Origin of the sequence: Acinetobacter pecorum, from assembly GCF_014837015.1 — a bacterium.
GTDB lineage: Bacteria > Pseudomonadota > Gammaproteobacteria > Pseudomonadales > Moraxellaceae > Acinetobacter > Acinetobacter pecorum.
Map to the genome: position 1 here is coordinate 103236 of NZ_JACSPT010000004.1, position 24590 is coordinate 127825.

Annotated in this window: 21 protein-coding genes; 10 read left to right on the plus strand and 11 right to left on the minus strand. The window is 42.3% G+C overall.

Going from position 1 to position 24590, the window contains the following annotated elements; genetic code table 11:
• Positions 1-2 precede the first annotated feature (2 nt).
• The 4 genes from cyoB to ppsA form a co-directional block, all read right to left on the minus strand.
• Positions 3-1991, minus strand: a complete 1989-nt coding sequence (cyoB, locus tag H9629_RS04525) for a cytochrome o ubiquinol oxidase subunit I (RefSeq protein ID WP_064096514.1) — start codon at positions 1989-1991, stop codon at positions 3-5.
• Between the two features lie 3 nt (positions 1992-1994).
• A complete protein-coding gene (cyoA, locus tag H9629_RS04530) occupies positions 1995-3089 on the minus strand; it encodes a ubiquinol oxidase subunit II (RefSeq protein WP_064096513.1) in 1095 nt (364 codons plus the stop codon).
• Between the two features lie 303 nt (positions 3090-3392).
• Positions 3393-4187 (minus strand): RDD family protein, encoded by a 795-nt coding sequence (locus H9629_RS04535; protein ID WP_144723812.1) that lies wholly within the window; start codon positions 4185-4187, stop codon positions 3393-3395.
• Between the two features lie 416 nt (positions 4188-4603).
• Positions 4604-6982 carry a phosphoenolpyruvate synthase gene (gene ppsA / locus H9629_RS04540; RefSeq protein ID WP_064096511.1) on the minus strand — a complete coding sequence of 793 codons (2379 nt, stop codon included), beginning with the start codon at positions 6980-6982 and terminating at the stop codon, positions 4604-4606.
• A 154-nt stretch (positions 6983-7136) separates the two neighbouring features.
• On the opposite strand from ppsA, the gene ppsR reads away from it, so the two are divergent.
• The gene (gene ppsR / locus H9629_RS04545; RefSeq protein ID WP_064096510.1) at positions 7137-7973 is read left to right on the plus strand and encodes a posphoenolpyruvate synthetase regulatory kinase/phosphorylase PpsR; all 837 of its coding nucleotides are present in this window, start codon (positions 7137-7139) and stop codon (positions 7971-7973) included.
• Between the two features lie 250 nt (positions 7974-8223).
• On the opposite strand, the gene H9629_RS04550 is transcribed toward ppsR, so the two are convergent.
• The 4 genes from H9629_RS04550 to H9629_RS04565 form a co-directional block, all read right to left on the minus strand.
• Entirely contained in the window at positions 8224-8781 is a 558-nt protein-coding gene (locus H9629_RS04550; RefSeq protein WP_191730596.1) for an NAD(P)/FAD-dependent oxidoreductase, read from the minus strand.
• Between the two features lie 447 nt (positions 8782-9228).
• Positions 9229-10233, minus strand: coding sequence for an LLM class flavin-dependent oxidoreductase (locus tag H9629_RS04555; RefSeq protein WP_191730597.1), 1005 nt, complete (start codon positions 10231-10233; stop codon positions 9229-9231).
• Between the two features lie 156 nt (positions 10234-10389).
• Positions 10390-10845 carry a hypothetical protein gene (locus H9629_RS04560; RefSeq protein WP_064096507.1) on the minus strand — a complete coding sequence of 152 codons (456 nt, stop codon included), beginning with the start codon at positions 10843-10845 and terminating at the stop codon, positions 10390-10392.
• A gap of 244 nt (positions 10846-11089) precedes the next feature.
• Entirely contained in the window at positions 11090-11506 is a 417-nt protein-coding gene (locus tag H9629_RS04565; protein ID WP_064096506.1) for a glycine zipper 2TM domain-containing protein, read from the minus strand.
• Positions 11507-11852: 346 nt separating this feature from the next.
• Between H9629_RS04565 and prfA the strand changes: the two genes are divergently transcribed.
• Positions 11853-12941 (plus strand): peptide chain release factor 1, encoded by a 1089-nt coding sequence (prfA, locus tag H9629_RS04570; protein WP_064102687.1) that lies wholly within the window; start codon positions 11853-11855, stop codon positions 12939-12941.
• Complete coding sequence (prmC, locus tag H9629_RS04575; RefSeq protein ID WP_064102686.1) at positions 12941-13759, plus strand: peptide chain release factor N(5)-glutamine methyltransferase; 819 nt, start codon at positions 12941-12943, stop codon at positions 13757-13759. Before prfA ends, prmC begins: the two co-directional genes overlap by 1 nt.
• A 184-nt stretch (positions 13760-13943) precedes the next feature.
• Here prmC and H9629_RS04580 read toward each other — a convergent pair whose 3' ends face one another.
• Both H9629_RS04580 and H9629_RS04585 read right to left on the minus strand, forming a co-directional pair.
• Entirely contained in the window at positions 13944-14297 is a 354-nt protein-coding gene (locus tag H9629_RS04580; protein WP_064102753.1) for a hypothetical protein, read from the minus strand.
• 222 nt (positions 14298-14519) lie between these two features.
• A complete protein-coding gene (locus H9629_RS04585; RefSeq protein WP_064102685.1) occupies positions 14520-15542 on the minus strand; it encodes an AraC family transcriptional regulator in 1023 nt (340 codons plus the stop codon).
• 136 nt (positions 15543-15678) lie between these two features.
• On the opposite strand from H9629_RS04585, the gene H9629_RS04590 reads away from it, so the two are divergent.
• The 3 genes from H9629_RS04590 (at position 15679) to H9629_RS04600 (ending at position 19663) form a co-directional block, all read left to right on the plus strand.
• Positions 15679-16449 carry a 3-hydroxyacyl-CoA dehydrogenase gene (locus H9629_RS04590; protein WP_064102684.1) on the plus strand — a complete coding sequence of 257 codons (771 nt, stop codon included), beginning with the start codon at positions 15679-15681 and terminating at the stop codon, positions 16447-16449.
• 163 nt (positions 16450-16612) lie between these two features.
• Complete coding sequence (locus tag H9629_RS04595) at positions 16613-17749, plus strand: acyl-CoA dehydrogenase family protein (protein ID WP_064102683.1); 1137 nt, start codon at positions 16613-16615, stop codon at positions 17747-17749.
• A gap of 267 nt (positions 17750-18016) precedes the next feature.
• Entirely contained in the window at positions 18017-19663 is a 1647-nt protein-coding gene (locus tag H9629_RS04600; RefSeq protein ID WP_191730598.1) for an AMP-binding protein, read from the plus strand.
• 196 nt (positions 19664-19859) lie between these two features.
• Here the strand turns inward: H9629_RS04600 and H9629_RS04605 are convergent, their stop codons facing one another.
• Positions 19860-20372, minus strand: coding sequence for a pyridoxamine 5'-phosphate oxidase family protein (locus H9629_RS04605; protein WP_064096498.1), 513 nt, complete (start codon positions 20370-20372; stop codon positions 19860-19862).
• A 687-nt stretch (positions 20373-21059) separates the two neighbouring features.
• Here H9629_RS04605 and H9629_RS04610 point away from each other — a divergent pair.
• The 4 genes from H9629_RS04610 (at position 21060) to H9629_RS04625 (ending at position 24145) form a co-directional block, all read left to right on the plus strand.
• Positions 21060-21845, plus strand: coding sequence for a HesA/MoeB/ThiF family protein (locus H9629_RS04610; RefSeq protein ID WP_225215721.1), 786 nt, complete (start codon positions 21060-21062; stop codon positions 21843-21845).
• A gap of 58 nt (positions 21846-21903) precedes the next feature.
• Positions 21904-23202 carry an ABC1 kinase family protein gene (locus tag H9629_RS04615; RefSeq protein WP_064096497.1) on the plus strand — a complete coding sequence of 433 codons (1299 nt, stop codon included), beginning with the start codon at positions 21904-21906 and terminating at the stop codon, positions 23200-23202.
• A gap of 168 nt (positions 23203-23370) precedes the next feature.
• Entirely contained in the window at positions 23371-23751 is a 381-nt protein-coding gene (gene folB, locus H9629_RS04620) for a dihydroneopterin aldolase (protein WP_064096496.1), read from the plus strand.
• Positions 23708-24145 carry a 2-amino-4-hydroxy-6-hydroxymethyldihydropteridine diphosphokinase gene (locus tag H9629_RS04625; RefSeq protein ID WP_064096495.1) on the plus strand — a complete coding sequence of 146 codons (438 nt, stop codon included), beginning with the start codon at positions 23708-23710 and terminating at the stop codon, positions 24143-24145. Before folB ends, H9629_RS04625 begins: the two co-directional genes overlap by 44 nt.
• Positions 24146-24590: the final 445 nt, after the last annotated feature.

Below are 24590 nucleotides of genomic sequence, written 5' to 3' on the forward strand. Positions count from 1 at the left end.
TCTTAGTCCTTCTTCAAGTGTTTTTCAAGAATCGCATAGCGTTCGTTTTCAATACGCTCAACTTCAGCAGCTGGAACATAGTAATCCACTTTCTTGGTGAAAGAAGACACGATGAAGCTAATGATAGAAGCAATGAACGTAACAACTACTAACCACCAGATGTGCCAGATTAAACCGAAGCCCATAATAGTGATGAACATCGCGATAACGAAACCAGCAGCACGGTTAGTCGGCATATGCACGTCTTCATACTTCGTCGGTTTTGCGTATGCAACACCATTTTCTTTCTCGATCCAGAAAGTATCAATACCATGGATCTTTGGAAGATGAGCGAAGTTATAGAATGGAGCAGGAGATGATGTCGACCATTCAAGGGTACGACCATCCCATGGATCGCCAGTCAAATCTAGACGTTGCTCACGTTGTAGGAAACCAACCACGATTTGCATGATGAAACATACAATACCTAGCGCAATCAGAACCGCACCAAACATGGCAATGTTTACATACGGATCCCAGTCCGGGTTGTCAAATGTATTCAAACGACGAGTCATACCCATGAAACCAAGGATATAAAGCGGCATGAATGCAAAGTAGAAACCGAAGAACCAGAACCAGAACGCTGCTTTACCCCAAGTTTCATTCAGTCTCCAACCGAACATTTTCGGCCAGTAGAAGATGATACCTGCGAACATCGCGAATACTACACCACCAATAATTACGTTATGGAAGTGGGCAATCAGGAATAAAGAGTTGTGTACCAGGAAGTCCGCTGGTGGAACCGCCATCAATACACCTGTTAAACCACCAATACCGAAAGTCACAAGGAAACCAAGTGTCCATAGCATTGGGGTAGTGTATACAATACGACCCTTGTACATGGTGAACAGCCAAGAGAAGATCTTCACACCTGTAGGAATCGCGATAATCATGGTCATGATACCGAAGAACGCGTTAACGTTGGCACCTGCACCCATGGTAAAGAAGTGGTGAACCCATACAACGAATGACAATACTGTGATTGCTACTGTTGCATACACCATTGATTTGTAACCGAACAATGCTTTGCGCGAGAAAGTCGCAACAACTTCTGAGTAAATACCAAATGCTGGCAATACCAAGATATACACTTCCGGGTGACCCCAAGTCCAAATCAGGTTTACATACAACATTGGGCTACCACCCATGTCGTTGGTAAAGAAGTGGAAACCGAAGTAACGGTCAAGCGTTAACATTGCGATTGTTGCAGTCAACACTGGAAAAGCCGCAATAATCAATACTGCTGTACATAAAGATGTCCAGGTAAAGATTGGCATTTCCATAAGCTTCATGCCAGGCGCACGCATTTTGATGATGGTAACGAAGAAGTTAACACCCGTTAATAGCGTACCTAGACCTGAAATTTGCAGTGCCCAGATATAGTAGTCCATACCCACGCCTGGAGAATATTCGATACCAGACAGTGGAGGGTATGCCATCCAGCCTGTTGCAGCGAACTCACCTAACGCAAGTGATACCATCATCAGACCCGCAGCACCGGCGAATAACCAGAAGCTCAGAGAGTTCAATAATGGGAATGCAACGTCACGTGCACCGATTTGAAGCGGTACAGAGATGTTCATTAAACCAACTACAAGACCCATTGCCACGAAGAAGATCATGATCACGCCATGGGCGGTAAAGATCTGGTCGTAATGCTCAGGGTGTAAATAACCTTCGCCGCCACCTTTTGCAAGGAACTGCTGAAGACGCATCATGATCGCATCGGCGAAACCACGCACCAGCATGATCACAGATACGAAGATATACATGATACCAATTTTTTTATGGTCTACAGATGTGAACCATTCGTTCCACAGGTAGCCCCATTTTTTGAAGTAGGTAATACCGGCAACAACTACGATACCACCCAAGATCATCATTGCAACAGTTGCCAGTACGATTGGATCGTAAGGAATTGCATCCGGACCTAACTTACCTAAGAAGCTCATGTCTTATTCTCCTTGAGAAGCAGTCGCATGTTCACCAGCTACATGAGCTTCAGAAGCAGACGCTTCATGAGCAACAGCATCAGTTGCTGCAGCTTCTACAGGAGCTGAATGGTCAGCACCGTGGTAGTTACTCATATACTTGTGAATCACAGATTCAAACAAACCTTGCTCTACAGAAGAGTAGTAAGTCACAGGGTGTGGCTTAGTAGGGTAAGGCTTCATTGCTTCGGCAGCAGCCTTCTCTTCAGGAGTCTTAGCTCTTGCAATAATCGCTTCGATCTGGTGAACACCACGGTTACCGTCACGTAAGCTTGCAAATTCAGCTTGGTCTAGAACAGTTTTTTGTACTGCATTAGGGTTAACTGAAGTACCGTTTCCTGCCTGAATAGCAGAAACCCATTCGGCAAACTGGGCATCAGTCACAGAATGTGCACGGAAGCGCATTTGTGAGAAGCCGTAACCTGAATAGTTTGAAGAGAAACCACGGTAGCCTTCAGCTGGGCTAGTTTCATCAGCTAATAGGTTGAGGTGAGTTTGCATACCTGCCATTGCATAAATCTGACCACTTAACGCCGGGATGAAGAATGAGTTCATCGTGAAGTTAGAGGTTAAACGAAGGCTTACCGGAGTTTTCTCTGGGAAACGCATTTCGTTGATTGTTGCAATACCTTGCTCAGGGTAGATGAAGATCCATTTAAATTGTTCAGCAATAACTTGAACAGTTAAAGGTGCTTTATCTGCTTCAATTGGACGGTATGGGTCATACTTGTGGGAACCCCACCAAGTTAACCAAGCTAAAATACCAATAATAATGACAGGGATACCCCATACTACAATTTCAATCGCAGTAGAGTGTGCCCATGTAGGTTTATAGTCTGCGTCTTTATTCGATGCACGATATTTCCAACCGAACCATAATGCCATGATGATTGATGGAATAACCACCAATAGCATTAAATAAATCGCAGTCATCATCAGGTTACTTTGACCTGCTGCAACTGGACCTTTAGAGTTCAGAAGTACCATATCACCACCACACCCGGTCAAGAGTGCAGTCATCGCAGATAAAGACAATACAGCTAAAATCGTTTGTCTCATTTTACAACCTCGGTGAAGAGTCCCATTCCCTAATTTAATATGGGATAGCGATTAAAGTGCACATGACTAAAAAAGGCTGATTTTTAAAAAAACATCCTTTTAATCATAATACACCGCTACGTTGTAGGGCATTATGCCTGAGATTAACGAACTAAGCTATATGTAAAGGTGCTTTAAATGCCTGTAATAAAAACCGATTTTGGTAGGATGATTTGGGTAATATTTATAGGAATTTTATTTCAATTTCAAAGTTATGTAAGAAAAAACGGGATGAAGATTATCCCGTTTTTATTTGCTGCTAAATTATTGTTTTACTACTTGAGTTTTGGCTAGTTTGTCATGTAGTGTCTGACGTTTTTTACCCAGTCCGAATGCCCAGTCTATAATTAAGCTGAGAGGCATAAACATGATATTGAAGAAAATGAACAACACACTGCGGATAGTAAAAGCGCGTAACAAGCTGGTTTTTTCGCCAGAATCAGCATCTACAATTTTGATTTTCGTGAGTTTTTTACCAATACTTTGACCTGATTTTGCAATCAGAAATGCCTGAATAGCCAGCATAATCAGTAAATAGACCGCTGTGGCAAGCCAGGCCTGCTGAGAAAACATCTCAAACATTTGAGTCTGTAATTGCTGGGCCATTGCCGGATCTGCATCGCTGCTCAGCACCACGTTCATGAATTCTTGGTTCAATTCTGCGAACCGTGCTTCCTGTTCAGGAGTGAAAAATGCAGTCAGGATAAAAGTCGCCGGCAACCACAATAGCAGGTCTACAATTTTAGCCAGGATACGACTGGGAATACTGGCCAGTTCATTTTTTCTTGCAGATACTCGAGGCTGCTGGCCATAAGAGGTTTTTTCGGTTTGATTATTCTGAAATACAGGTGTTTCAGGAGTTGGTGCTGGAGCGATATAGCCTTCAGGTTGATATACTGATTTTCCTTGGGTAAGTTCACCTAGGGCTTTCCATTCTGTCATGCCTTGATGCCAGGCTAAATCTGTCAGCATGACTTGTTGATTCGCCAGCATCTGATTCAATTGCTCGAGCGTATATGGACCAGCTTGTTGATTGTTTCGTGCCAAGTAAATCTGCATATAAACTGAATCTCAATATTTAAATGTGAACTGATAAATAGGTTTAATCAAGATTGTAGTGAATTCTGTTTTGAAAACAAACACTCTCTCATCGTAAGATATAGATTAATTGAGGATTTTCAATCATATTTCTCATTAAAATGCATCCTACACATAAACTGAAAACTTCTGTGTTCTAAAAAGATACATGTCTGGACTTCAGGTAGACATTTATTATTGCTAGTTTGGTATGACTTTACTGTTGGTATTTGTTTGTCATTACAGTAGGGGTATGTTTAGAAATTTAATTTAATTATTTCAGGTAATTCAATTGCTTAAATTTTGAATATTTTCAGTCCATTGATTTGAACTAGTAAATGATAGTGAGCTTATAAAAAAGACCCTATTAAAGGGTCTTTTTTATATTCAAAATGAATTTATGCTTTTTTTACTTTTTCTTCAGCAAGGAAGAACCAGGTATCCAATACTGAGTCTGGGTTAAGCGACACAGATTCAATTCCTTGTTCCATCAGCCATTGTGCAAGATCTGGATGGTCAGAAGGGCCTTGACCACAGATACCGACATATTTGCCTGCTTTGCGACATGCATGGATTGCCATAGACAGAAGTACTTTAACTGCAGGATCACGTTCATCAAACAGGTGAGATACGATACCCGAGTCACGGTCCAGACCAAGAGTTAACTGAGTCAAGTCGTTTGAACCGATAGAGAAACCATCGAAGTGTTCAAGGAACTGTTCAGCTAACAAGGCATTAGTTGGAAGTTCACACATCATGATGACTTTCAGGCCATTCTCGCCACGTTTCAAGCCATTTAAAGCAAGAAGTTCAATCACGCGTTTTGCTTCAGCTACAGTACGAACGAATGGAATCATGATCTGTACGTTGGTTAAGCCCATTTCATCACGAACTTTCTTCAATGCACGGCATTCCAGCTCGAAGCAATCACGGAAGTTGTCAGAGACATAACGGCTTGCACCACGGAAGCCCAGCATCGGGTTTTCTTCCTCTGGTTCGTATAACTTACCACCGATCAAATTCGCATATTCGTTTGACTTGAAGTCAGACATACGTACGATCACTGGCTTGTCTGCGAATGCAGCAGCAAGAGTAGAGATCCCTTCAACCAGTTTTTCTACGTAAAATTCGATTGGAGATGCATAACCCGCAGTACGTGCCATGACTGCTGCACGTGTTTCACGTGGCAGGCTGTCGATGTTCAGTAATGCTTTAGGGTGTACACCGATCATACGGTTGATGATGAACTCTAGACGTGCAAGACCAATACCTTCGTTTGGAATTTGTGCAAAGTCGAATGCACGATCCGGGTTACCCACGTTCATCATGACTTTGAATGGAAGAGCAGGCATTGACTCGATCGAGTTGGTTTGAATTTCGAAATCAAGCGCACCTTCGTAGATGAAACCAGTATCACCTTCAGCACAAGATACAGTGACTTCTTGACCATCAACCAGTACTTCAGTGGCATTACCACAACCTACAATTGCAGGAACACCTAATTCACGTGCAATGATTGCAGCGTGACAAGTACGACCACCACGGTTGGTGATAATCGCAGCAGCGCGTTTCATCACTGGTTCCCAGTCCGGGTCAGTCATGTCAGATACAAGTACATCACCGTCTTGTACTTTGTCCATTTCTTTAATCGACGTCACGATGCGGACTTTACCAGAACCGATACGTTGACCAATTGAACGGCCTTCACAGATTACAGTGCCACGTTGTTTCAACAGGTAGCGTTCCATGGTGCCGACATTTTCACGGCTTTTTACTGTTTCAGGACGTGCCTGAACGATATAAATTTTACCGTCATCACCGTCTTTTGCCCATTCGATGTCCATTGGAGAACCGTAATGGTTTTCAATGATCAACGCTTGTTTAGCCAGTTCTTGTAGCTCGTGATCATTCAATGCAAATTGCTGACGATCTGCTTTTTCTACGTCAACTACAACTACTGATTTACCCGCAGAGGCTTCTTCACCATAAATCATTTTCTGGTGCTTAGAACCCAGGTTGCGACGAAGGATCGCGTGTCGACCTGCATTTAAAAGTGGTTTAGAAATATAGAATTCATCCGGGTTAACTGCACCCTGAACAACCATTTCACCCAAACCATAAGAAGCGGTAATGAATACTGCATCACGGAAGCCTGATTCAGTATCTAGTGTGAACATTACACCCGCAGCACCAGTTTCTGAACGAACCATGCGTTGTACACCAGCGGACAAAGCCACTACATCATGGGCAAAGTTTTGGTGTACACGGTAAGAGATTGCGCGGTCGTTGTATAAAGATGCAAACACTTCTTTGATTGCGATCAGAACGTTATCGATACCACGAATGTTCAGGAAAGTTTCTTGCTGGCCGGCAAAAGAAGCATCCGGCAAATCTTCTGCAGTTGCAGAAGAACGAACGGCAACCGCGATGTCAGGGTTGCCGTTAGAAAGTTCTGCAAATGCTGTACGAACTTCTTGTTCTAATGCAGGTGTAAGTGGAGTATCCACAATCCATTGACGAATTTTTGCGCCAGTTTCAGCGAGTGCATTCACGTCATCAACATTGAGTGCAGCAAGCTCTGCATTGATTTTAGCGTTTAGGCCACTTTGCTCGAGAAATTCACGGTAGGCATCGGCAGTCGTTGCGAAACCACCTGGCACAGATACACCAGCATTTGATAAATGGCTGATCATTTCGCCTAGTGATGAGTTTTTCCCACCAACCAGCTCAACGTCGTGCTTCCCTAATTTTTCCAGACCAATTACGCGCGCTTCCAAAGTTGTTACTCCACTTTTGCAGTATTAATCACTATCTTGGCATGAGAGTATAGCAAATCATCTAGGTTTTTGATTTTACTAAGCGACAGTCATGTAAGATCGGTTTACTATAAAGATTATATAGCACTAAGACAAATGTTGGAGGAGAATTTTAATGTCGGAAGGTAAACAAATTCAGCGTAGTGTTTTCTTTATTTCAGATGGTACTGCCATCACCGCTGAAACGCTTGGCCACTCGCTGTTAGCGCAGTTTCCACACGTAAAATTTGACATTCATATTATCCCTTACATTAGCTCTGAAGAAGCCGCTACAAGTGTGGTGGCAGAGATCAATGCAAGAGCTCAAATAGACGGTGAAAAACCTCTGGTATTTGATACTTTGGTTGATCCTTATGTTCGCGATATTATTAATACAGCAAATGCGGTAAATCTTGATGTATTTGAAGGGCTTATTAGTAAATTGGCTGATGAGTTAGGCACGATTCCTACGACTTTAGTCGGACAGACCCACGCAGTGACGGACTCCGAATCCTATAAAGCCCGTATTGATGCTGTCCATTTTGCTTTGGATAATGATGATGGCGCACGTACCCGTCATTATGATAAAGCCGACCTGATTCTAATTGGTGTGTCACGTTCCGGTAAAACACCAACTTCTATTTATCTGTCTTTGCAGTTCGGTATTCGTGTAGCAAACTATCCGCTGACAGAAGAAGATCTGGATGATAACCGTCTGCCAGCAGTGCTAAGACCCCATAAAAACAAGCTTTTTGGTCTGATGATTGATGCAGAACGTCTGGTTGCCATCCGCACTGAACGTAAGGCGAACAGTCGTTATGCCAGCTTTAGCCAGTGTCAGATGGAACTGCGTGCGATCGAAGGCATCTATATTTCAGAAGGAATCAAATACCTGAATGTCTCTGAAATGTCGATTGAGGAGATTTCTACCCGGATCCTGCAAATGACTGGTCTTAAACGTCGTATCGGTTAAGAAAAGTGCAGAGCCAAGCGAGGACTTGGCTCTGATTTATAGATAAAAAATTAATAAAAGAGCCAGATTCATAGAAATAAAATATCAATATTATAAACAAATAAAATACTGAATATTTTTTTAAAAAATACATTCCACTATTTTATAATCAACTTGTTTAGATACTCACCAAAAAATTCAATTTTATAGACCTTGCATTTTTTAGATACAGCTTATAATTTCAGTTTACTGGCCTATCCATTGATCAGTTTTATACTGAAAACGTATACACAATCAGTTCGACCTGATGCTGAGCGCCATTAATACAATAAATGCTATCTTTAGAAATTTTTGAAATGGGCCAGGTAATCAGCTGGCAATTTTCACGTTGCAAGGCAGTATAGTAATGATCAGATTTTAAATAAACTTTAGATACTTCGGCGAGATTTGGCATAAGTTGACGTCTTAACCATAAATTCTGGACCTGATTTTCCAGATAGCGTAAGGACAAAATACTTTTGATCCGGCTATTAAACAGGCGGCGATTTTTGATAATCAAAGGATGATTCAGTAGTCGTTGCAGACCATGCTCTGTACCGGGAAGCACGAATTGCGGATTAATCTGAAAAACTTTCACTGATCGGGCGTGCTGGCTAATGTGATTGAGATGACTCACGGTAAACTGATCCGTGCCAATAATCGCAATATCTTTCCCAGCGCAGTCTAATTCAGCAAGCTGGGAAGAGGGCACTTTAAAGCCAGCAAAATGCTGGAAATTTTCGGGACGATTCTCGAATATGCCCATATGTACATCCTGCTTGGTAGACATTGTTTTTCCTTGAAATTTTTTAATAATTGATTTTATTTGTTTTTCTATAGATATTAACAAAAGCCCCAGAGCAGTAAAGTTTAAAATTTAACTTAGACAGTCATTCTATTTTCTATAGTTGTTTTTAGTGCAAAAGAGTAAGCCCAGAGAAAAATATCTATTAAAAAAGATAACACGTGAATTTGTGTGGCTGGCCATACAGATCAATGTATAGATTAAAAACAATACCCATTCCGAAGAATGGGTATTGTAGATGACAATAACACAAACTAGAAAAAGTCAGCATTATCAAAGAAATTCCCTTTCCTTATAGGAAAGGCTAGGAAGAGGTTGTGTATAAAAATTTCTTCTCCCCCTTGCGTAGCATGCTCCTCCTTAGAGGAGAAGGAAATTTAAATACCCATTTAAATATTAATAAAAAATCATTTTTTGACTTAGAGATGAGATCTATTGCCCGTTCTTGATTTGCATCAGTAATTCAAAGTTATGCAGACGTTTCTCTGTATCATAAATATCACAGGTGAAAATAAACTCATCCACATCATATTTTGCCAGAAGTGTTTCCAGCCCCGCTTTAACAGTTTCTTTAGAACCCACTTGTGCCATGGCAAAGAAATTATCGACAGACATTTTTTCTGGTGGTGACCAAAGCCCTTCCATTGAGCCAATCGGAGCTTTCAGTTTGAGGCTCTGACCGCGAATCAGGGAAAGCACTCGTTGGTAAGCACTCGTTGCCAGATATTCTGCTTCTTCCTCGGTATCTGCGACACAGGTCGGTACGCCCATGGAAACATAGGGGCGATCCAGATATTCAGAGGGTTGGAAATTGTCACGATACAGCTGAATCGCCTGACCCAGCATACGTGGAGCAAAATGGGAAGCAAATGAATAAGGCAGACCAAGTTTCGCTGCGAGCTGGGCACTAAACAGGCTGGAGCCTAATAACCACACTGGAACATGGGTGCTTTGACCTGGTGTTGCCACGATACGTTGTCCAGGAATTGGATCTTTAAAATACTCCAGAATTTCCAGTACATCTTGTGGAAACTGATCTTCGGTTTCCTGACGGCCACGACGTAGGGCACGCATGGTCATTTGATCGGTGCCTGGAGCACGGCCCAGACCCAGTTCAATACGATCCGGATAGAGCGTTGCCAATGTGCCGAACTGTTCAGCCACGACCAACGGGGCATGGTTGGGTAGCATAATTCCGCCAGAACCTAAAGTTAAGGTTTTGGTATTTGCCAGTAAATAGCCTAAGAGAACTGCGGTTGCTGAGCTGGCGATGCCATCCATATTATGATGTTCTGCCAGCCACATCCGGCGATAACCCAATTTTTCTGCTGTTTGAGCAAGTTCGAGCGCATGGTTTAGCGCAAATTGAATGCTCTTGTCGTCACGAACAGGAACCAGTTCGAGGATAGAGAACTGGGTATCGTTAAGTGTACGCATAGTATTACTCTTAAATAGACATCTTTAAAAGCATACGACTTTAGATTGTATTTGTATATCGAGGAAAATCGATATAAGTGTAAACTAAATTATAAAGATAAAAAAAATAAGCATCCGAAGATGCTTATAAAGGAGGAAAGGATAAGAGATGAAGTCTTAACGACGACGGTTATTGTAGCGATAATCGTTGTAACGGTAATTGCGAGAAGAGTTATAGCGACGTTCGCTACGATCATCATAACGACGGTCTTCGCTAACTTTTTTACCTAAAGCTGAACCGCCTGCTGAACCGAGTGCTGCACCGATATAACCACCATTGCTGCCAGCCATATTTCGACCTACTGCATAACCTGCACCGCCACCTAAAGCACCACCGATAATTGCACCATTACGGTCACGTTTATTTGCTGCCACTGCGGCACCTGCACCACCACCAATCGCTGAACCGATTGTTGCGCCAGTGGTACCGCCCATTTTATTACCGACTGCGGCACCCACAACGCCCCCCAAAGCAGAAGCTAAAGCTGTATTGGTTGTATTGCCTGCATTGGCAGCTGTCATACCCATGGCTGAGGTTGCTACGACAGCGATCATTAGAGATTTATAGTTCATGAGGACACCTTTTATATATCTAGCTGTATTTTGTTGATAAAATCAATTTAATCTAGCAAGCGCCAAACAGCATGGAGGCAGTGTTGGCGAATTGTGATTTTTATCTCCTTAATTTATTCATGATGTTGGCAAGATAAGTTGATGCTTTACATGAATTTGGAGGGAATAAAAGAGCAATAAAAAAGCACCCGAAGGTGCCTCTTGTGTTAAATGTAGCCGCTGGCCTAAAATGCCTGAATTCAAATTAACGGTAACGTTTTTTCCAGTGTTTAGAGCGTTTTTCAGCAGTTTTATCCTTGGAAATCTTGTTACCTAATGCAGCACCACCCGCAGCGCCCAATGCTGATCCAATATAGCCACCGTTAGAGCCGCCCATATTTTTACCTACTGTATATCCTGCACCGCCACCTAGAGCGCCACCAATTGCAGATTCAGTCCGGTTTTTCTTGCTGCTTGCAACCGCTGCACCACCAGCACCACCTAAAGCAGCACCCAAGGTTGCACCAGTATTGCCACCCATATTTTTACCTAAAGCTGTACCCGCAACACTACCCAAAGCACTTGCTGCTGCAACGCGTGCTGTACTGTCTGCATATGCGTTTACAGTCATCATTGAACCAGCAGCTAAAACTGTACTCATTAAAAGTGCATTAAGCTTCATGTCATTACTCCGTGTCCATTTATGGGACTGTAGTTATTTCGATGCAGAAAATGTAACAAATCATGCTGCAAACAATATGAAGATCTTTCTTCATAATTACTGGATTTATTTGGCAAATTGTAAAATCTGCAGTAAATAAGCATAAGATCGATTACTAAAAAGGCAGTTTTACTATTTTTAATCATATTTATTAACAAAGACATTAGAACGAGAACAATAGCAAGCTGGACTTACTCAATAATGATGTTCATTAGAGGCCAGAGTCGTTAAACTAGGCGCAATTTTTTGATTTCGCTGTGCTAAATGAATATTTAGCTGCAGCCATATGTTTGAGATTTTTTAGAAAATGAAAGAATCGTTACGTTTACGATTAGACCAGCTCTCTGACCGCCATGAAGAACTGACCGCATTGCTAGCTGATGTAGAAGTCATTTCTGATAACAAGCGCTTCCGTCAATTATCACGTGAGCATAATGACTTAACAGAAATCACCAATGTCTGGACCAAGTACAGACAGGCTGAAGAAGACATCGAAACGGCTCAGGCCATGCTGTCAGACCCGGATTTCAAGGAAATGGCACAGGAAGAAATTAAAGAAAATAAAGCTTTAATTGAATCGCTTGAAGCTGATCTGAATATCCTGATGATTCCGAAAGATCCGAATGATGCCAACTCGGCTTATTTAGAAATCCGTGCTGGAACAGGCGGTGATGAAGCGGCAATTTTCTCGGGTGACCTGTTCCGTATGTATAGTAAATATGCTGAGTCTCAAGGCTGGAAACTTGAAATCCTGTCCGAAAATGAAGGCGAGCATGGCGGTTATAAAGAAGTCATTTGTCTGATTAATGGTGAAGGTGTCTATGGTCGCCTGAAATTCGAAAGTGGCGCGCACCGTGTGCAGCGTGTACCTGCAACCGAATCGCAGGGCCGCGTCCATACTTCTGCATGTACGGTAGCGATTCTTCCGGAAGTGGATGTCGATACTTCGGTTGAAATCAATTCATCTGATTTGCGTATTGATACTTACCGTGCTTCAGGTGCCGGTGGTCAGCATATTAACAAAACTGACTCTGCTGTGCGTATTACCCACATTCCAACCGGTACAGTGGTTGAGTGTCAGGATGAGCGCTCACAGCATAAAAATAAAGCCAAAGCCATGGCTTTACTGGTTTCACGTCTGGAAAATGCCAAACGTGCTGCTGCGGATGCGGCTACTTCTGAAATGCGTCGTGACCTGGTTGGTTCAGGTGACCGGTCCGAACGTATTCGTACCTACAACTATCCACAAGGCCGTATGACCGATCATCGTATTAACTTGACCTTATACAAGCTGGATGCGGTGATGGAAGGTGATCTGACTGAATTGCTGGACAGTCTGCATCGTGAATATCAGGCCGATCAGTTGGCCATGCTTGCACAGCAGAATGGTGGATAATGAATATTTTACAAGCGCTGGCTTTGCGCGGCGAAGCTGAAAGTTACGAACGTCAGGAAAATGCCTGGTTACTGGAACACATCACCAAGATTGATTCATTTGATCTGCTGATGAAAAAGGATCAGGAACTAACGCCGGAACAGGAACAGGCGTATAAAGACGGTCTGGCGCGTATAGCTGCCGGTGAGCCTTTGGCTTATGTCACTGGTTCACAGCCATTCTGGACTTTGGACCTCAAAGTGACCAAAGATACTTTGGTACCACGTCCGGATACTGAAGTACTGGTTGAGACTGTGTTGAAATTGGACCTGCCTGAAGATGCCCGTGTGGCAGATTTAGGTACAGGTACTGGCGCAATTGCGTTATCACTTGCTTCTGAACGTCCAAACTGGTCCATAACGGCTTCGGATATTTACGCGCCTACGCTGGAGGTAGCGAAGTATAATGCAGAGCAGTATGATATTGAGAATGTGGAATTTGTTCTCGGTTCATGGTTGAAGCCATTTGGCCGTCAGTTCTTTGATGCGATTGTATCAAACCCGCCGTATATCGATGCCAATGATGCACATATGCCAAATCTGGCGACTGAGCCGGAACGTGCTCTAGTGGCAGACAAAAAAGGTCTGGCTGATCTGGAGGACATTATTATTCAAGCCAAGAAGCATTTGACTGTGAATGGTTGGGTGGTGCTTGAGCATGGTTATGATCAGGCAGACGCCGTACAACATCTATTTAAACAGGCGGGCTATAAGCAAGTCCGCACGGTTAAAGATTATGGCGGTAATGATCGTGTGACTTTGGCGCAGTGGCCACATTAATCTGTAATCTATCTTTCTTTATTAAAAAGCGACCGGTATGGTCGCTTTTTTATTCAAGTTTTATCAATTCCCAGCTGCATCTGAAACCTTAAACATTCTTAATGGCATCACGCCAAGGCAGTATAACTAAAAATAAAAAAAGCGATGCCAGAGCACCGCTTTCGAGGAATTCTTAAAAAAAGAATTACATCGGATAGTCTTGTAGACAGTCATATACTTCGACCTGATCCAGACTGCCGGTTTCCATTGCCAGACAAAGTGCCACAACCTTCAAAGTGTCTGCCAAAGATTCTTCATCTTTCAAGGCAATACCTTGCTGTAACTCGTTGATACGTTCTGCTGGTATTTCAAGGGCTTGAGCCGCTTCTACAGCGTCTACCTGATTAAAGAAGTGCAGAATTGCATGTTTAAGTTCTGCATCCGATGCATTTAAAATCCCTTGATTCAACTGTTCTGTGATGAGATCAGTTGAAGAAAATAAAGCTTTAGAGAAGTTCTGAACAAGATTTTGTTCAAGTACATCAGTCATCTTTAACATGGAGATACCTTCAAAAATAAAGGAAAATATAAAAACAGCCAAAAATGGATGTTCTAAAGTGATTGAAAAATAACCCATATTAATAGGAAAATAAAAGCTTTTAGAATGACTGTTTAGTTCTGTAATTTAAGGCTGTGATCCTTGAAATATATAAATATTGAATAAACATACGGTTAAATTTATTGATTGGGGTTTAATCGTTTTCAAGTCTTAATATATAGATTATTTTGTAATATTTTGCCGGTAAGCCCCTGGGCTGACACCAGTCCATTTTTTAAAGGCACGATGAAAGGCACTGACTTCCTGGAAATTTAACTGATCACTGATATCCTGCAGACTTTGCTCTGTACGGGTTAAGAGCTCAATCGCAGTATCACAACGAATTTCATTTTTAAGTTGCTGATAACTCAGGCCTTCATTTTTCAGACGGCGTTGTATGGTGGCTTCAGAGATATTCATTTTCAAAGCAAGTTCATTCAGTTCCAGCCAGTCTGCGGGTGGTACATCTAATAGCTGTTTGCGAATCTGGGTGCTTAAGGCATAGGGATTTTTAAAACGAACCAGCAGGTTGTGTGGCGTCTGCTGAATAAACTGATACCAGGAAGTCTGATCCTGTTTTACTGGGAGTTGCAAATAGGCAGCATCAAACTGGATATAGTTTTCACTGGCCTGATATTCAATCTGTTCACAAAACCGGACTTTATAGTCAAAATCATTGATTGGCGCGGTGCATTTCAGCTGAATCTGATTGAGTAAAATTCGCTGGCCGCTTAACCAGCATAAGAGGGTATGGATCAGCATTACATAGGTGGCATAACTGAACATGCGTTTGGTCTGTTTCTGGTCATAAATTACGATATAGGCAAAGTTTTCCTCGACCATGAGTGTACTGTGCAGATCATCCAGAATCAGGTTAAAAAACTGCAGGATTTGTTGCAAGGCTTTTTCTAGTGTCTCTGTCTGCAACAGCATTTTGGATAACAGCTTGAAACTGCCACGGCGCATGGGATGGCTATCCATACCAAAAAATTCATCATTCATGCTGTCTGCTAGCGCGGTCCATAGCGCTGCATATTGCGCCACTGAAACCCGAGCCTTGGCTGAGTGCAGAATCTCTAACGGAATACCGGCTTTATTTAAGATAATAGCAATATCGTAATGTTGTGCTTTGGCATTCAATAATGCTTCATGAACCAGATCAATCGAGATGGTTCCCTTGCTATATTCCAAGACAGGTAAATGCATGGCCGGTCAAAAATCCTTTTTTTTTATTGTCCAAATCCATCAATCAAGATGCAATATTTGGAAATTGTACAGAATAAAATCTCTGTTTACTCTTCTTCATAAGTCGTAATTTTAAAAATATCTAAAGGACATAAACATGAAAATTCAGGGAAAAGTTATAGTGGTTACCGGTGGCGCGTCGGGTCTGGGTGCAGCTACAGCAACCTATCTGGTGGAACTGGGCGCCAAGGTCATTCTGGTAGACATGAACCAGGAACAGGGTGTCGCTATGCAGGAGCAACTGGGTGAGCAGGCCGAATTTGTACAACTGGATGTCACTGATGAGCAGGCTGTCGAAGCCTTCTTTGCTGAAGTCGAAAGCAATTATGGTCAGCTAAATGGTCTGGTGAACTGTGCCGGGATTGCACCGTCTGCCAAAGTGTTGGGACGAAACGGCATCCATGAATTGGCGATGTTCCAGAAAGTGCTGAATATTAATGTGAGCGGTACTTTTAACATGCTGCGTCATGCAGCGGCTTTAATCGCAAAATATGAGCTGCAATCGGGTGAAGAAGAACGTGGCGTGATTGTGAATACCGCTTCGGTTGCCGCTTATGACGGCCAAATTGGTCAAACTGCCTATGCGGCATCCAAAGGTGCAGTAGTCGCAATGACTTTACCTTTGGCACGTGAACTGGCTCGTGAAGCGATCCGTGTCATGACCATCGCGCCGGGCATCATGGAAACTCCAATGTTGAAAGGCATGCCGCAAAATGTCCAGGATGCTCTCGGACAGATGGTGCCTTTTCCATCACGTCTGGCCAAACCACAGGAATTTGCTCAGTTAGTTGGTCATATTTTCGAAAATAGTTATTTGAATGGTGAAGTGATTCGTCTGGATGGTGCAATCCGTATGGCACCAAAATAATTCATTAAATAAAGATGCTTTCTCTGATTCATCAAAATGGCAATAACGTGTCAGGGAAAATTGTATGTTGAATTTGCCGAATACATCCAAAAAAACATCACATTTTGAAAATTAAAAAGTCTGTGCTGATGCTGGATAGAATGAATAAAGAAGGGAAAGATCCGTGATTTTAAATGACGAACAAAAAATGATTCAGGAAATGATGCGGAATTATTCGCAGCAGAAGCTGAAACCAACCGCTGGTTTGCGCGATAAAACAGCACAATTTCCCACACAGGAGCTCAAAGAACTGGGTGAGCTGGGTGCTTTGGGCATGACTGTTTCCGAGCAATGGGGTGGAGCAGGTCTGGACTATGTTTCGCTGGTACTGGCTCTTGAGGAAATCGCCGCCGGAGATGGAGCGATCTCGACGATTGTCAGCGTGCAGAATTCTTTGCCTTGTGGTATTACCCAGCGCTATGGCACAGAGGAACAAAAACAGAAATATCTGACCAAACTGGCGACAGGTGAATGGCTGGGGTGTTTTTGCCTGACGGAGCCACAAGCTGGGTCGGATGCCAGCGCTCTGGAATGTAAAGCCGAACGTGATGGCGACGAGTGGGTTTTAAATGGCATCAAGCAATTTATCACCACAGGTAAACACGCACAGATTGCACTAGTATTTGCTGTGACCGATAAATCTGCAGGGAAAAAAGGTATTTCATGTTTTCTGGTGCCGACCGATATACCGGGTTATATCGTGTCCAGTCTGGAAGAAAAAATGGGGCAACATTGTTCCGATACCGCGACCATCGTTCTGGATAATTGCCGGATTCCTGCTGCCAACCTGCTGGGGCAGGAAGGCGAAGGATACAAAATTGCCTTGTCTAATCTGGAGTCGGGCCGGATCGGGATTGCAGCACAATCTGTCGGTATGGCACGTGCTGCACTGGATGCCGCGGTAGAGTATGCCAATCAGCGTAAATCCTTTGGGGTGGAACTGGTTCAACATCAGGCTGTGGCATTCCGGCTTGCCGATATGGCCACCCAGATTGAAGCGGCGCGACAACTGGTCTTGCATGCGGCAACGCTCAAAGATGCTGGCCAGCCATGCTTAAAAGAAGCTTCTATGGCCAAGCTGTTTGCTTCGACTATCGCAGAGCGAGTCTGTTCGGATGCGATCCAGATTCATGGTGGCTATGGCTATGTGTCGGATTTTCCGGTTGAACGTATCTATCGTGATGTGCGAGTGAGCCAGATTTATGAAGGTGCATCAGATATTCAACGACTGGTGATTGCGCGTGAAGTATGTCAACGCTGATTTTTAATTTAAAAAAACAGACTTTGAGGGATGTTCAAATCCTGCACTTACATTGATGGATATGGAAATTGCAGGATTCAACTGAATATGATGCTCTAAAGACATACAGTGCGAATAATCGAAAATAAGCCTTATTCAGGTCCTAGCTATAAGGCATGAATGCAGATTTGAAAAATTATGCTGATGGAATCAGCAGGAACAACAAATACAAATGGATAAACTCAGGCAAGCTCGCCTGAAAACTACAATAGGAAAGAGGTTGTCGTCATGAAGACACTAGAGCAGGCATATGCTGATTTTAATTTTGAAAATATGGTTCAGGAACATCTGGTTGGAAGTACAGAGAACATCAATGCTTATACCGAATGCTGTGGTCGCTACCTGGGTCAAAACCGAACTGCACTGATCTGGCAAGGCAAAAATGGGAACGCACAACAATGGACTTTTGAGCAGCTGGCTGAAGCTTCAGGACAACTGGCCCATTACATGACTGTACTGGGGCTGCGAGCAGGCGACTGTATTGCCGGTCTGCTTCCACGTACTCCCGAACTCCTGATTACCATACTGGCGACCTGGCGTATCGGTGCGGTTTATCAGCCTCTATTTACTGCTTTTGAAAGCAAGGCTATTGAACATCGGATCAATACTGCTCAAACCAAGCTGATTATTACCAATCAGGAGCAGCATTCAAAACTGAATGATCTGAGTATTCCTCATATTTTAACTGTACATCCAACTCCTGATTGTGCTGAAGAAGATGCCGATTTCTGGACTGAAATCAAGGAATATCCAAGCGATTTTGAACCGGTTCAAGGCCGATTCAGTGATATTTTTTTGATGATGTTTACTTCAGGTTCCACCGGACTGGCGAAATCAGTGCCTGTTCCTTTAAAGGCTTTACTGGCATTTAAAGGCTATATGCTACACGCTGTCGATTTACGTGAGGAGGATTCATTCTGGAATCTGGCCGATCCGGGTTGGGCCTATGGCCTGTATTATGGCATTGCAGGTCCTTTGAGCTTAGGGCATAGCATCATTATGGATGAGCGTGCTTTTAGTGTAGACAATGCAATTGAAATCATTAAAAAATATCAGGTGAATAACCTGACGGGCTCACCAACGGCATTCAGGATGTTCTTTGGCTTTAAAGAAAAATTTGATGCTGAAATCAGTGCATATTTACGTGTAGTCAGCAGTGCAGGTGAGCCCTTAACTCCAGAAGTGATTCAATGGTTCAATCTGGATCTAAACGTCAATATTTATGACCAGTATGGACAGACTGAACTTGGGATGGTGATTGCCAATCATCATGCTCTGGAGCATTATAAAAAAGTTGGTTCGGCTGGATTTGCGATTCCGGGGCATCGTTTTGCAGTATTGAATAAAGAGCATCAGGAAGTAGAAAAAGGCGGTGTCGGTACCCTGGCAATAGACTGTTCAGCTTCACCTTTGATGTGGTTTGACGGCTATGGCGGAAATAACCGGAAAGCCTTTATTGGTCAGTATTATTTAACCGGTGACACAGTCAAACTGAATGAATATGGTGGCATTGATTTTATTGGTCGTGCAGATGATGTCATTACCACGTCGGGCTATCGGGTTGGGCCTTTTGATGTAGAAAGCACCTTGCTGGAATGTGAGGAAGTATTGGAATCCGCCGTAGTGGGTAAGCCAGATCCTGAACGCACTGAAATTGTGAAGGCCTTCGTGGTGCTCAAGTCACAATATACCGCCAATGAAGACTTGATGATCAAGCTGCAGAACTATGTGCGTTCCCGCTTGTCTAAACATGCCTATCCAAAAGAGATTGAATTTGTTAGTGATTTACCCAAAACATCCAGTGGTAAAATTCAGCGCAATCTGCTTAAACAGCAGGAAATTGCTAAAATTCAAGCAATAAAACAGGTCAGTTGATTTTACTAAAGAAAATTTATAAGGTTGCAATTGCGGCCTTTTTAATTTTTTAGCCGATTGCTTTTGAGGAGCTGTTTAAAATATTAATCACGCTATTTGAGTCATTACAATGTAATTTTTAATCATTTAAATTTAAAATAATCAAATATTTAGCCTCTTATGAAAAGAGGCTAAACAGGAGAGAAAAGTTTAAAATTTATAGAGTCACTTTCTCATGTTCTGTATCTGGTTCTTCCGGTTTACCTGTTACATTTCCTTTAAGAACTTTGAGTAAATGGGTCACTTTATTATCTTTCACATTCCAGTATTCAGCACTTACTGCTTTGGCAATCAGAACACGAACGCTTGGGTCGTCTTTACCCTGAAACCAGTTTTCTGCCCAGGGATTCCATAGCTTCTCAATCAGCATGCGGTCTGTACTGATTTCCCCATGTGCACTAATGGATACATAAATATCATCAGAGGGCTTGGAAAAAGACAGTCCCAAATGGCGACGGCCCGCATTTACAGCCTGAACAATATCGTTGGTGTCCTTCATAATAAAATAAAGATTCTGATCCTCATTCATCGCTTCAGAGTTAAGCATGGTCATTGGCTGTGAGTGAAGTTCTTGAGTATCGGTTTGATGACTGATCATGGTAAAGCGGACGTCTTTGATCAATTCCCATAATTTTTCACGGTTATTATGTTCTGAATGCTGTTCAGTCATATCATTGCTCCATGGTTCTTAAGATTCAGTTTTTTGTGGCTTTAAGCAGCTTAACCATATTTAAGAACCGATACAGAAGGTCTCACTGAACTTATACATTTTCATACTGAAGGACAGAAAGTGACTACAGAAGCGCTAAACAAGCAGGAGTCAGTTACAGGATGATAAAGAGTGAGTATATGATAATAAATAAGAGAAAATTATAAGAAATTGCAAGTGAAAATGGAGAAAAGTGAAGGGGTTGAGCACTATAAAAGTTAATTCACTCTCTACAATAAGTTAATATTCGGCATGTTTAACGTGGCAATCTAACTTTTTGAGAGAAATGTTTAGCAGATCCTCAGGCACAATGTTGCAATAGTAGAGGAAGCTAAAAATTTTCATACGCTATTCTAAATCAACGTAAGTATCTAAAATTTCTGATAGCTTCCATCAAACAAATGAGAGTTTTCCACGAGTTGTGATCTAATTGGTATCATTAAAAAATCCTGTGGCATCACAAGATTGGCAACTTGATCGCGAGCATTTAACTGATATGATATTTGGCGCCGTTTCTAAACCATTGATTGGTTTGCTGGTTATACGCAGGGAAGTCAATTTATCTGAAATATATCTATATATTGAAATTTCAGTACTCATACTTCTATGACGATTACTTTTTAAATATTTTCAAAACAGGGAAAGACATTGTCTACATTTAATACGGATACTGTATCTTCAGAATTCGAACTGAGCGATGCAGAAATGCACTTATATGCTCGACAGCTCCTCTTAGAGGGGTGGGATATTGAAGCACAGGAAAAACTGAAATTTTCTAATATCTGTATTGTGGGATGTGGCGGGATTGGTTGTGTCTTAGCAGAACTGCTGGCTCGTGCCGGAGTCGGTAAAATTACCCTGATTGATCCAGATACGATTGAAATGAGTAATCTGCAACGACAACTGGCTTTTACTCCACAGGATTTAGGTTTTTATAAGGCAGAAACACTGGCAAAAAGGCTGGGGCAGATTAATCCGAATGTGCAGATTGACTATATTAACCAGGCCTTAACTGAGAACAATGCAGAAAGTATTATTGGGCAGCAGGATCTGGTGCTGGATGGCTGTGACCAGTTTGAAACACGCTACCTGGTCAATCAGATCTGTGTAAAACTCAATGCACCCTTAATCAGCGCCTCGGCCATTGGCGTGCAAGGTCAAATGTTTATGATTGAAGGCGATTCTGCCTGTTATGCCTGCCTGTTCCCGCCAGAGCATCAAGAGGATACTAGTTTACGCTGTGCCGACTCTGGTGTACTCGCAACCACACCCAACGTGATGGCAAGTCTGCAGGCACATCATGCTTTGCTATATTTGGGCTTGGGAGTAATGCCACTGAGACAGAAACTTCTGCTTTGGGATGGTCTCAGCTTCAAGCAGCGAATTTTAAGTTTCGAAAAAGATACAGATTGTCCAATCTGTCAGGCAAGATAAACCTGCAATTTTTAATTTTTTTGCTACACTGCATGTAATTAATTTTTCCTAAGACATTATGAAAAACAATATCTGGTTAGATGGAATACGCTCGGTTGCCCGTATGGGTGAAACCGCGGTGGTTGCGGCAAAGGCAGGCATCAAATATGCTACCGAAAAGCCAAGCAACGCCAAACTCATGCGCGAGACTTTTGAATCATTAGGTTCAACTTATATCAAGCTCGGTCAGTTTATTGCCAGTACGCCGTCATTATTTCCACGTGAATATGTAGAAGAATTTCAGGGCTGTCTGGACCAGACGCCGACTTTGCCATTTAGCTATATTCAGGAAGTACTGGCCTCAGAATTTGCTGGCCGTAATCTGGATGAGATTTTTGCCTCAATCGAGGAAACACCACTGGCTTCTGCCTCAATTGCACAGGTACATGCGGCCAAACTGGTATCGGGTGAAGATGTTGTTATTAAGGTGCAAAAGCCGGGTGTGGAAACCATTCTTTATACCGACTTGAATGTCCTGCATTGGGCAACAAAGCTGCTGGAAAAAGCCGTACCAAAAGTGAAATTTGCCTCACTGGCCGATATTGTCGAAGAAATCAAAACCCGGATGGTACGTGAAGTCGACTTTATTGAAGAAGCACAAAATCTGGATGACTTCGTCAATTATCTGAATATTACCAACAACAAGGCGGCCACGGCACCAAAAGTTTATCATCAGTATTCAACTCGTCGTGTCCTGACCATGCAACGTTTGTATGGTGTGCCACTGACCGATTTTGAAGTGGTGAAAAAGGTCGCAAAAGACCCGTCACAGGTATTAATTACAGCCATGAATACCTGGTTTGGTAGTCTGATGATGTGTAATAGTTTCCATGCCGATCTGCATGCCGGTAATCTGATGCTTCTTGAAGATGGCCGGGTTGGTTTTATTGATTTCGGTATTGTTGGGCAGCTCAAACCTGAAGTATGGACTGCATGTATGGCCTTTATGGATGCTTTGCAGCATACCAATTATACCTTGATGGCAGAAAACATGCTGAAAATGGGCATGACTGCAGTTGAGATTGACACTAAAGTGCTGGCTGCTGATCTTGAGCGTCTGTTTGGCGGGGTGATGCTTGCCGATCCGCAGGAACTGCTGACCTCAAGTCCTGCGGATCTCAACGATATCATGATGGATATGGTGGCTGTGGGTGAGCGTCATGGCATCCGTTTCCCGCGTGATTTTGCCTTACTGTTCAAGCAAATGCTGTATTTCGATCGTTTTATGCGGATTCTTGCGCCATATACAGACATTTATGCAGATCAGCGTTTGCAAATGGTGCAAAGCATGGATCCAAATCTGCTGTTAAAGCATTAATTTAATCTCTCCCGACCTTCTTTTCTTGCGCAATTTTAAAGTAGGGCTTTAAAAAAGCGCATGGAGGAGTGTCTCATTGCTTGATAAAATATAAGCAATGCAAGTCCCTTTTTAATAAAAAGGGACTTCGGGAAATTAGTGGTAAATATCATCTTATCGAGCAATCCAATGGACGCCATTATTATTGAAGGCTTAAAAGTCGAGACAGTCGTGGGCTGCTTTAACTGGGAGCGCCAGATTATTCAGCCTTTAATGCTGGATTTGACTATTCACACCGATTTAGAACAGGCATCAAACTCAGATGCGCTTGCAGATACGCTAAATTACGCAGAAATTTGTGAGATTTCCAGCAAGGTCATTCAAGAAGCCAAGCCTGAATTGATTGAACATGCAGCAAAGTTGGTGCTAAATGCACTTTTTACTACCTTTACAGCAATTGAATCGATTAATATTACGATCCGTAAGCCTGCCATTATCGCGCAAGCCAATTCTGTAGGAATACGTCTTGAACGCCACCGAAACGATTTTCGCCCTAGCATTAGCGAGTAATTGTCATCCTCAACAACATTTTCAGGCTGCACAGCAACGTATTTCCGAATGGGGGGAAGTTCAGTTTTCTCCTGTTTATATGATTCCTTGCCGTGATGGCATAGGAGCCAATTACTGGAATGCTGCGTGTTTATTGCGAAGTTCGGTGTCCAGTGAAGACATGATTGATCTGCTTAAACAGCTAGAAAAGGCATCTGGGCGAGTGCGTCCATCACATCAGATTACTTTGGATGTTGATTTGATCGCCTGGGGAACAGATCTAACGCATATGCAGTTTAATGAAAAAAAACTGCCTTTGGCTCTGGATGTGAAAGTTCCGATGTTTGATATCTGGGATGCTGCCATATTTGAATACGGACAACATAGTTTTCCAACAATCAAGCAGTTTATTTAAATCAAATCCCATGATTTTTTTGTTTATGCATTTTATTCAGTACTGATGGATTGCCTGATCAACCAAGATCAGGCTTTTTATGATTCATTTTTTTTTAGATCTAAAGAAAAATTCAGCTAAAATAGCGCGAGTTTGGTTTAGAAATCATTTAATAATGAAAATATTTAAAATTTTAATAAATAATTATTTTCTGATTCATGAAAGAAGTCTGATTGATTTAAAACTACAGAATTTATTTTAAGCTTTACAAAAACCTTAGAATTATAAAAGTGAATATTTGCTTTCTTACTTTTTCTTGTTATAGAAAATGATCAGCAATACTATGATAATTGCCAACATGGCAAAAATAATTACGGTTTCCATAAATATATCTTTCAGTTCAAGAATGTTGCTTTTAATTTTCTAAATTAAAACCAAAATAGCTTAAAATAAACCCGAGTTTTGT

What these genes read in the sequence shown, in the direction of transcription:
- H9629_RS04535 (WP_144723812.1), bottom strand. Translation starts at nt 4,187, where the DNA reads ATGCAGATTTACTTGGCACGAAACAATCAACAAGCTGGTCCATATACG.
- H9629_RS04605 (WP_064096498.1), bottom strand. Translation starts at nt 20,372, where the DNA reads ATGACTGAACAGCATTCAGAACATAATAACCGTGAAAAATTATGGGAA.
- cyoA (WP_064096513.1), bottom strand. Translation starts at nt 3,089, where the DNA reads ATGAGACAAACGATTTTAGCTGTATTGTCTTTATCTGCGATGACTGCA.
- H9629_RS04555 (WP_191730597.1), bottom strand. Translation starts at nt 10,233, where the DNA reads ATGCGTACACTTAACGATACCCAGTTCTCTATCCTCGAACTGGTTCCT.
- H9629_RS04615 (WP_064096497.1), top strand. Translation starts at nt 21,904, where the DNA reads ATGAAAAACAATATCTGGTTAGATGGAATACGCTCGGTTGCCCGTATG.
- H9629_RS04550 (WP_191730596.1), bottom strand. Translation starts at nt 8,781, where the DNA reads ATGTCTACCAAGCAGGATGTACATATGGGCATATTCGAGAATCGTCCC.
- folB (WP_064096496.1), top strand. Translation starts at nt 23,371, where the DNA reads ATGGACGCCATTATTATTGAAGGCTTAAAAGTCGAGACAGTCGTGGGC.
- H9629_RS04580 (WP_064102753.1), bottom strand. Translation starts at nt 14,297, where the DNA reads ATGTTAAAGATGACTGATGTACTTGAACAAAATCTTGTTCAGAACTTC.
- H9629_RS04585 (WP_064102685.1), bottom strand. Translation starts at nt 15,542, where the DNA reads ATGCATTTACCTGTCTTGGAATATAGCAAGGGAACCATCTCGATTGAT.
- H9629_RS04590 (WP_064102684.1), top strand. Translation starts at nt 15,679, where the DNA reads ATGAAAATTCAGGGAAAAGTTATAGTGGTTACCGGTGGCGCGTCGGGT.
- H9629_RS04565 (WP_064096506.1), bottom strand. Translation starts at nt 11,506, where the DNA reads ATGAAGCTTAATGCACTTTTAATGAGTACAGTTTTAGCTGCTGGTTCA.
- ppsR (WP_064096510.1), top strand. Translation starts at nt 7,137, where the DNA reads ATGTCGGAAGGTAAACAAATTCAGCGTAGTGTTTTCTTTATTTCAGAT.
- H9629_RS04560 (WP_064096507.1), bottom strand. Translation starts at nt 10,845, where the DNA reads ATGAACTATAAATCTCTAATGATCGCTGTCGTAGCAACCTCAGCCATG.
- H9629_RS04600 (WP_191730598.1), top strand. Translation starts at nt 18,017, where the DNA reads ATGAAGACACTAGAGCAGGCATATGCTGATTTTAATTTTGAAAATATG.
- prfA (WP_064102687.1), top strand. Translation starts at nt 11,853, where the DNA reads ATGAAAGAATCGTTACGTTTACGATTAGACCAGCTCTCTGACCGCCAT.
- prmC (WP_064102686.1), top strand. Translation starts at nt 12,941, where the DNA reads ATGAATATTTTACAAGCGCTGGCTTTGCGCGGCGAAGCTGAAAGTTAC.
- cyoB (WP_064096514.1), bottom strand. Translation starts at nt 1,991, where the DNA reads ATGAGCTTCTTAGGTAAGTTAGGTCCGGATGCAATTCCTTACGATCCA.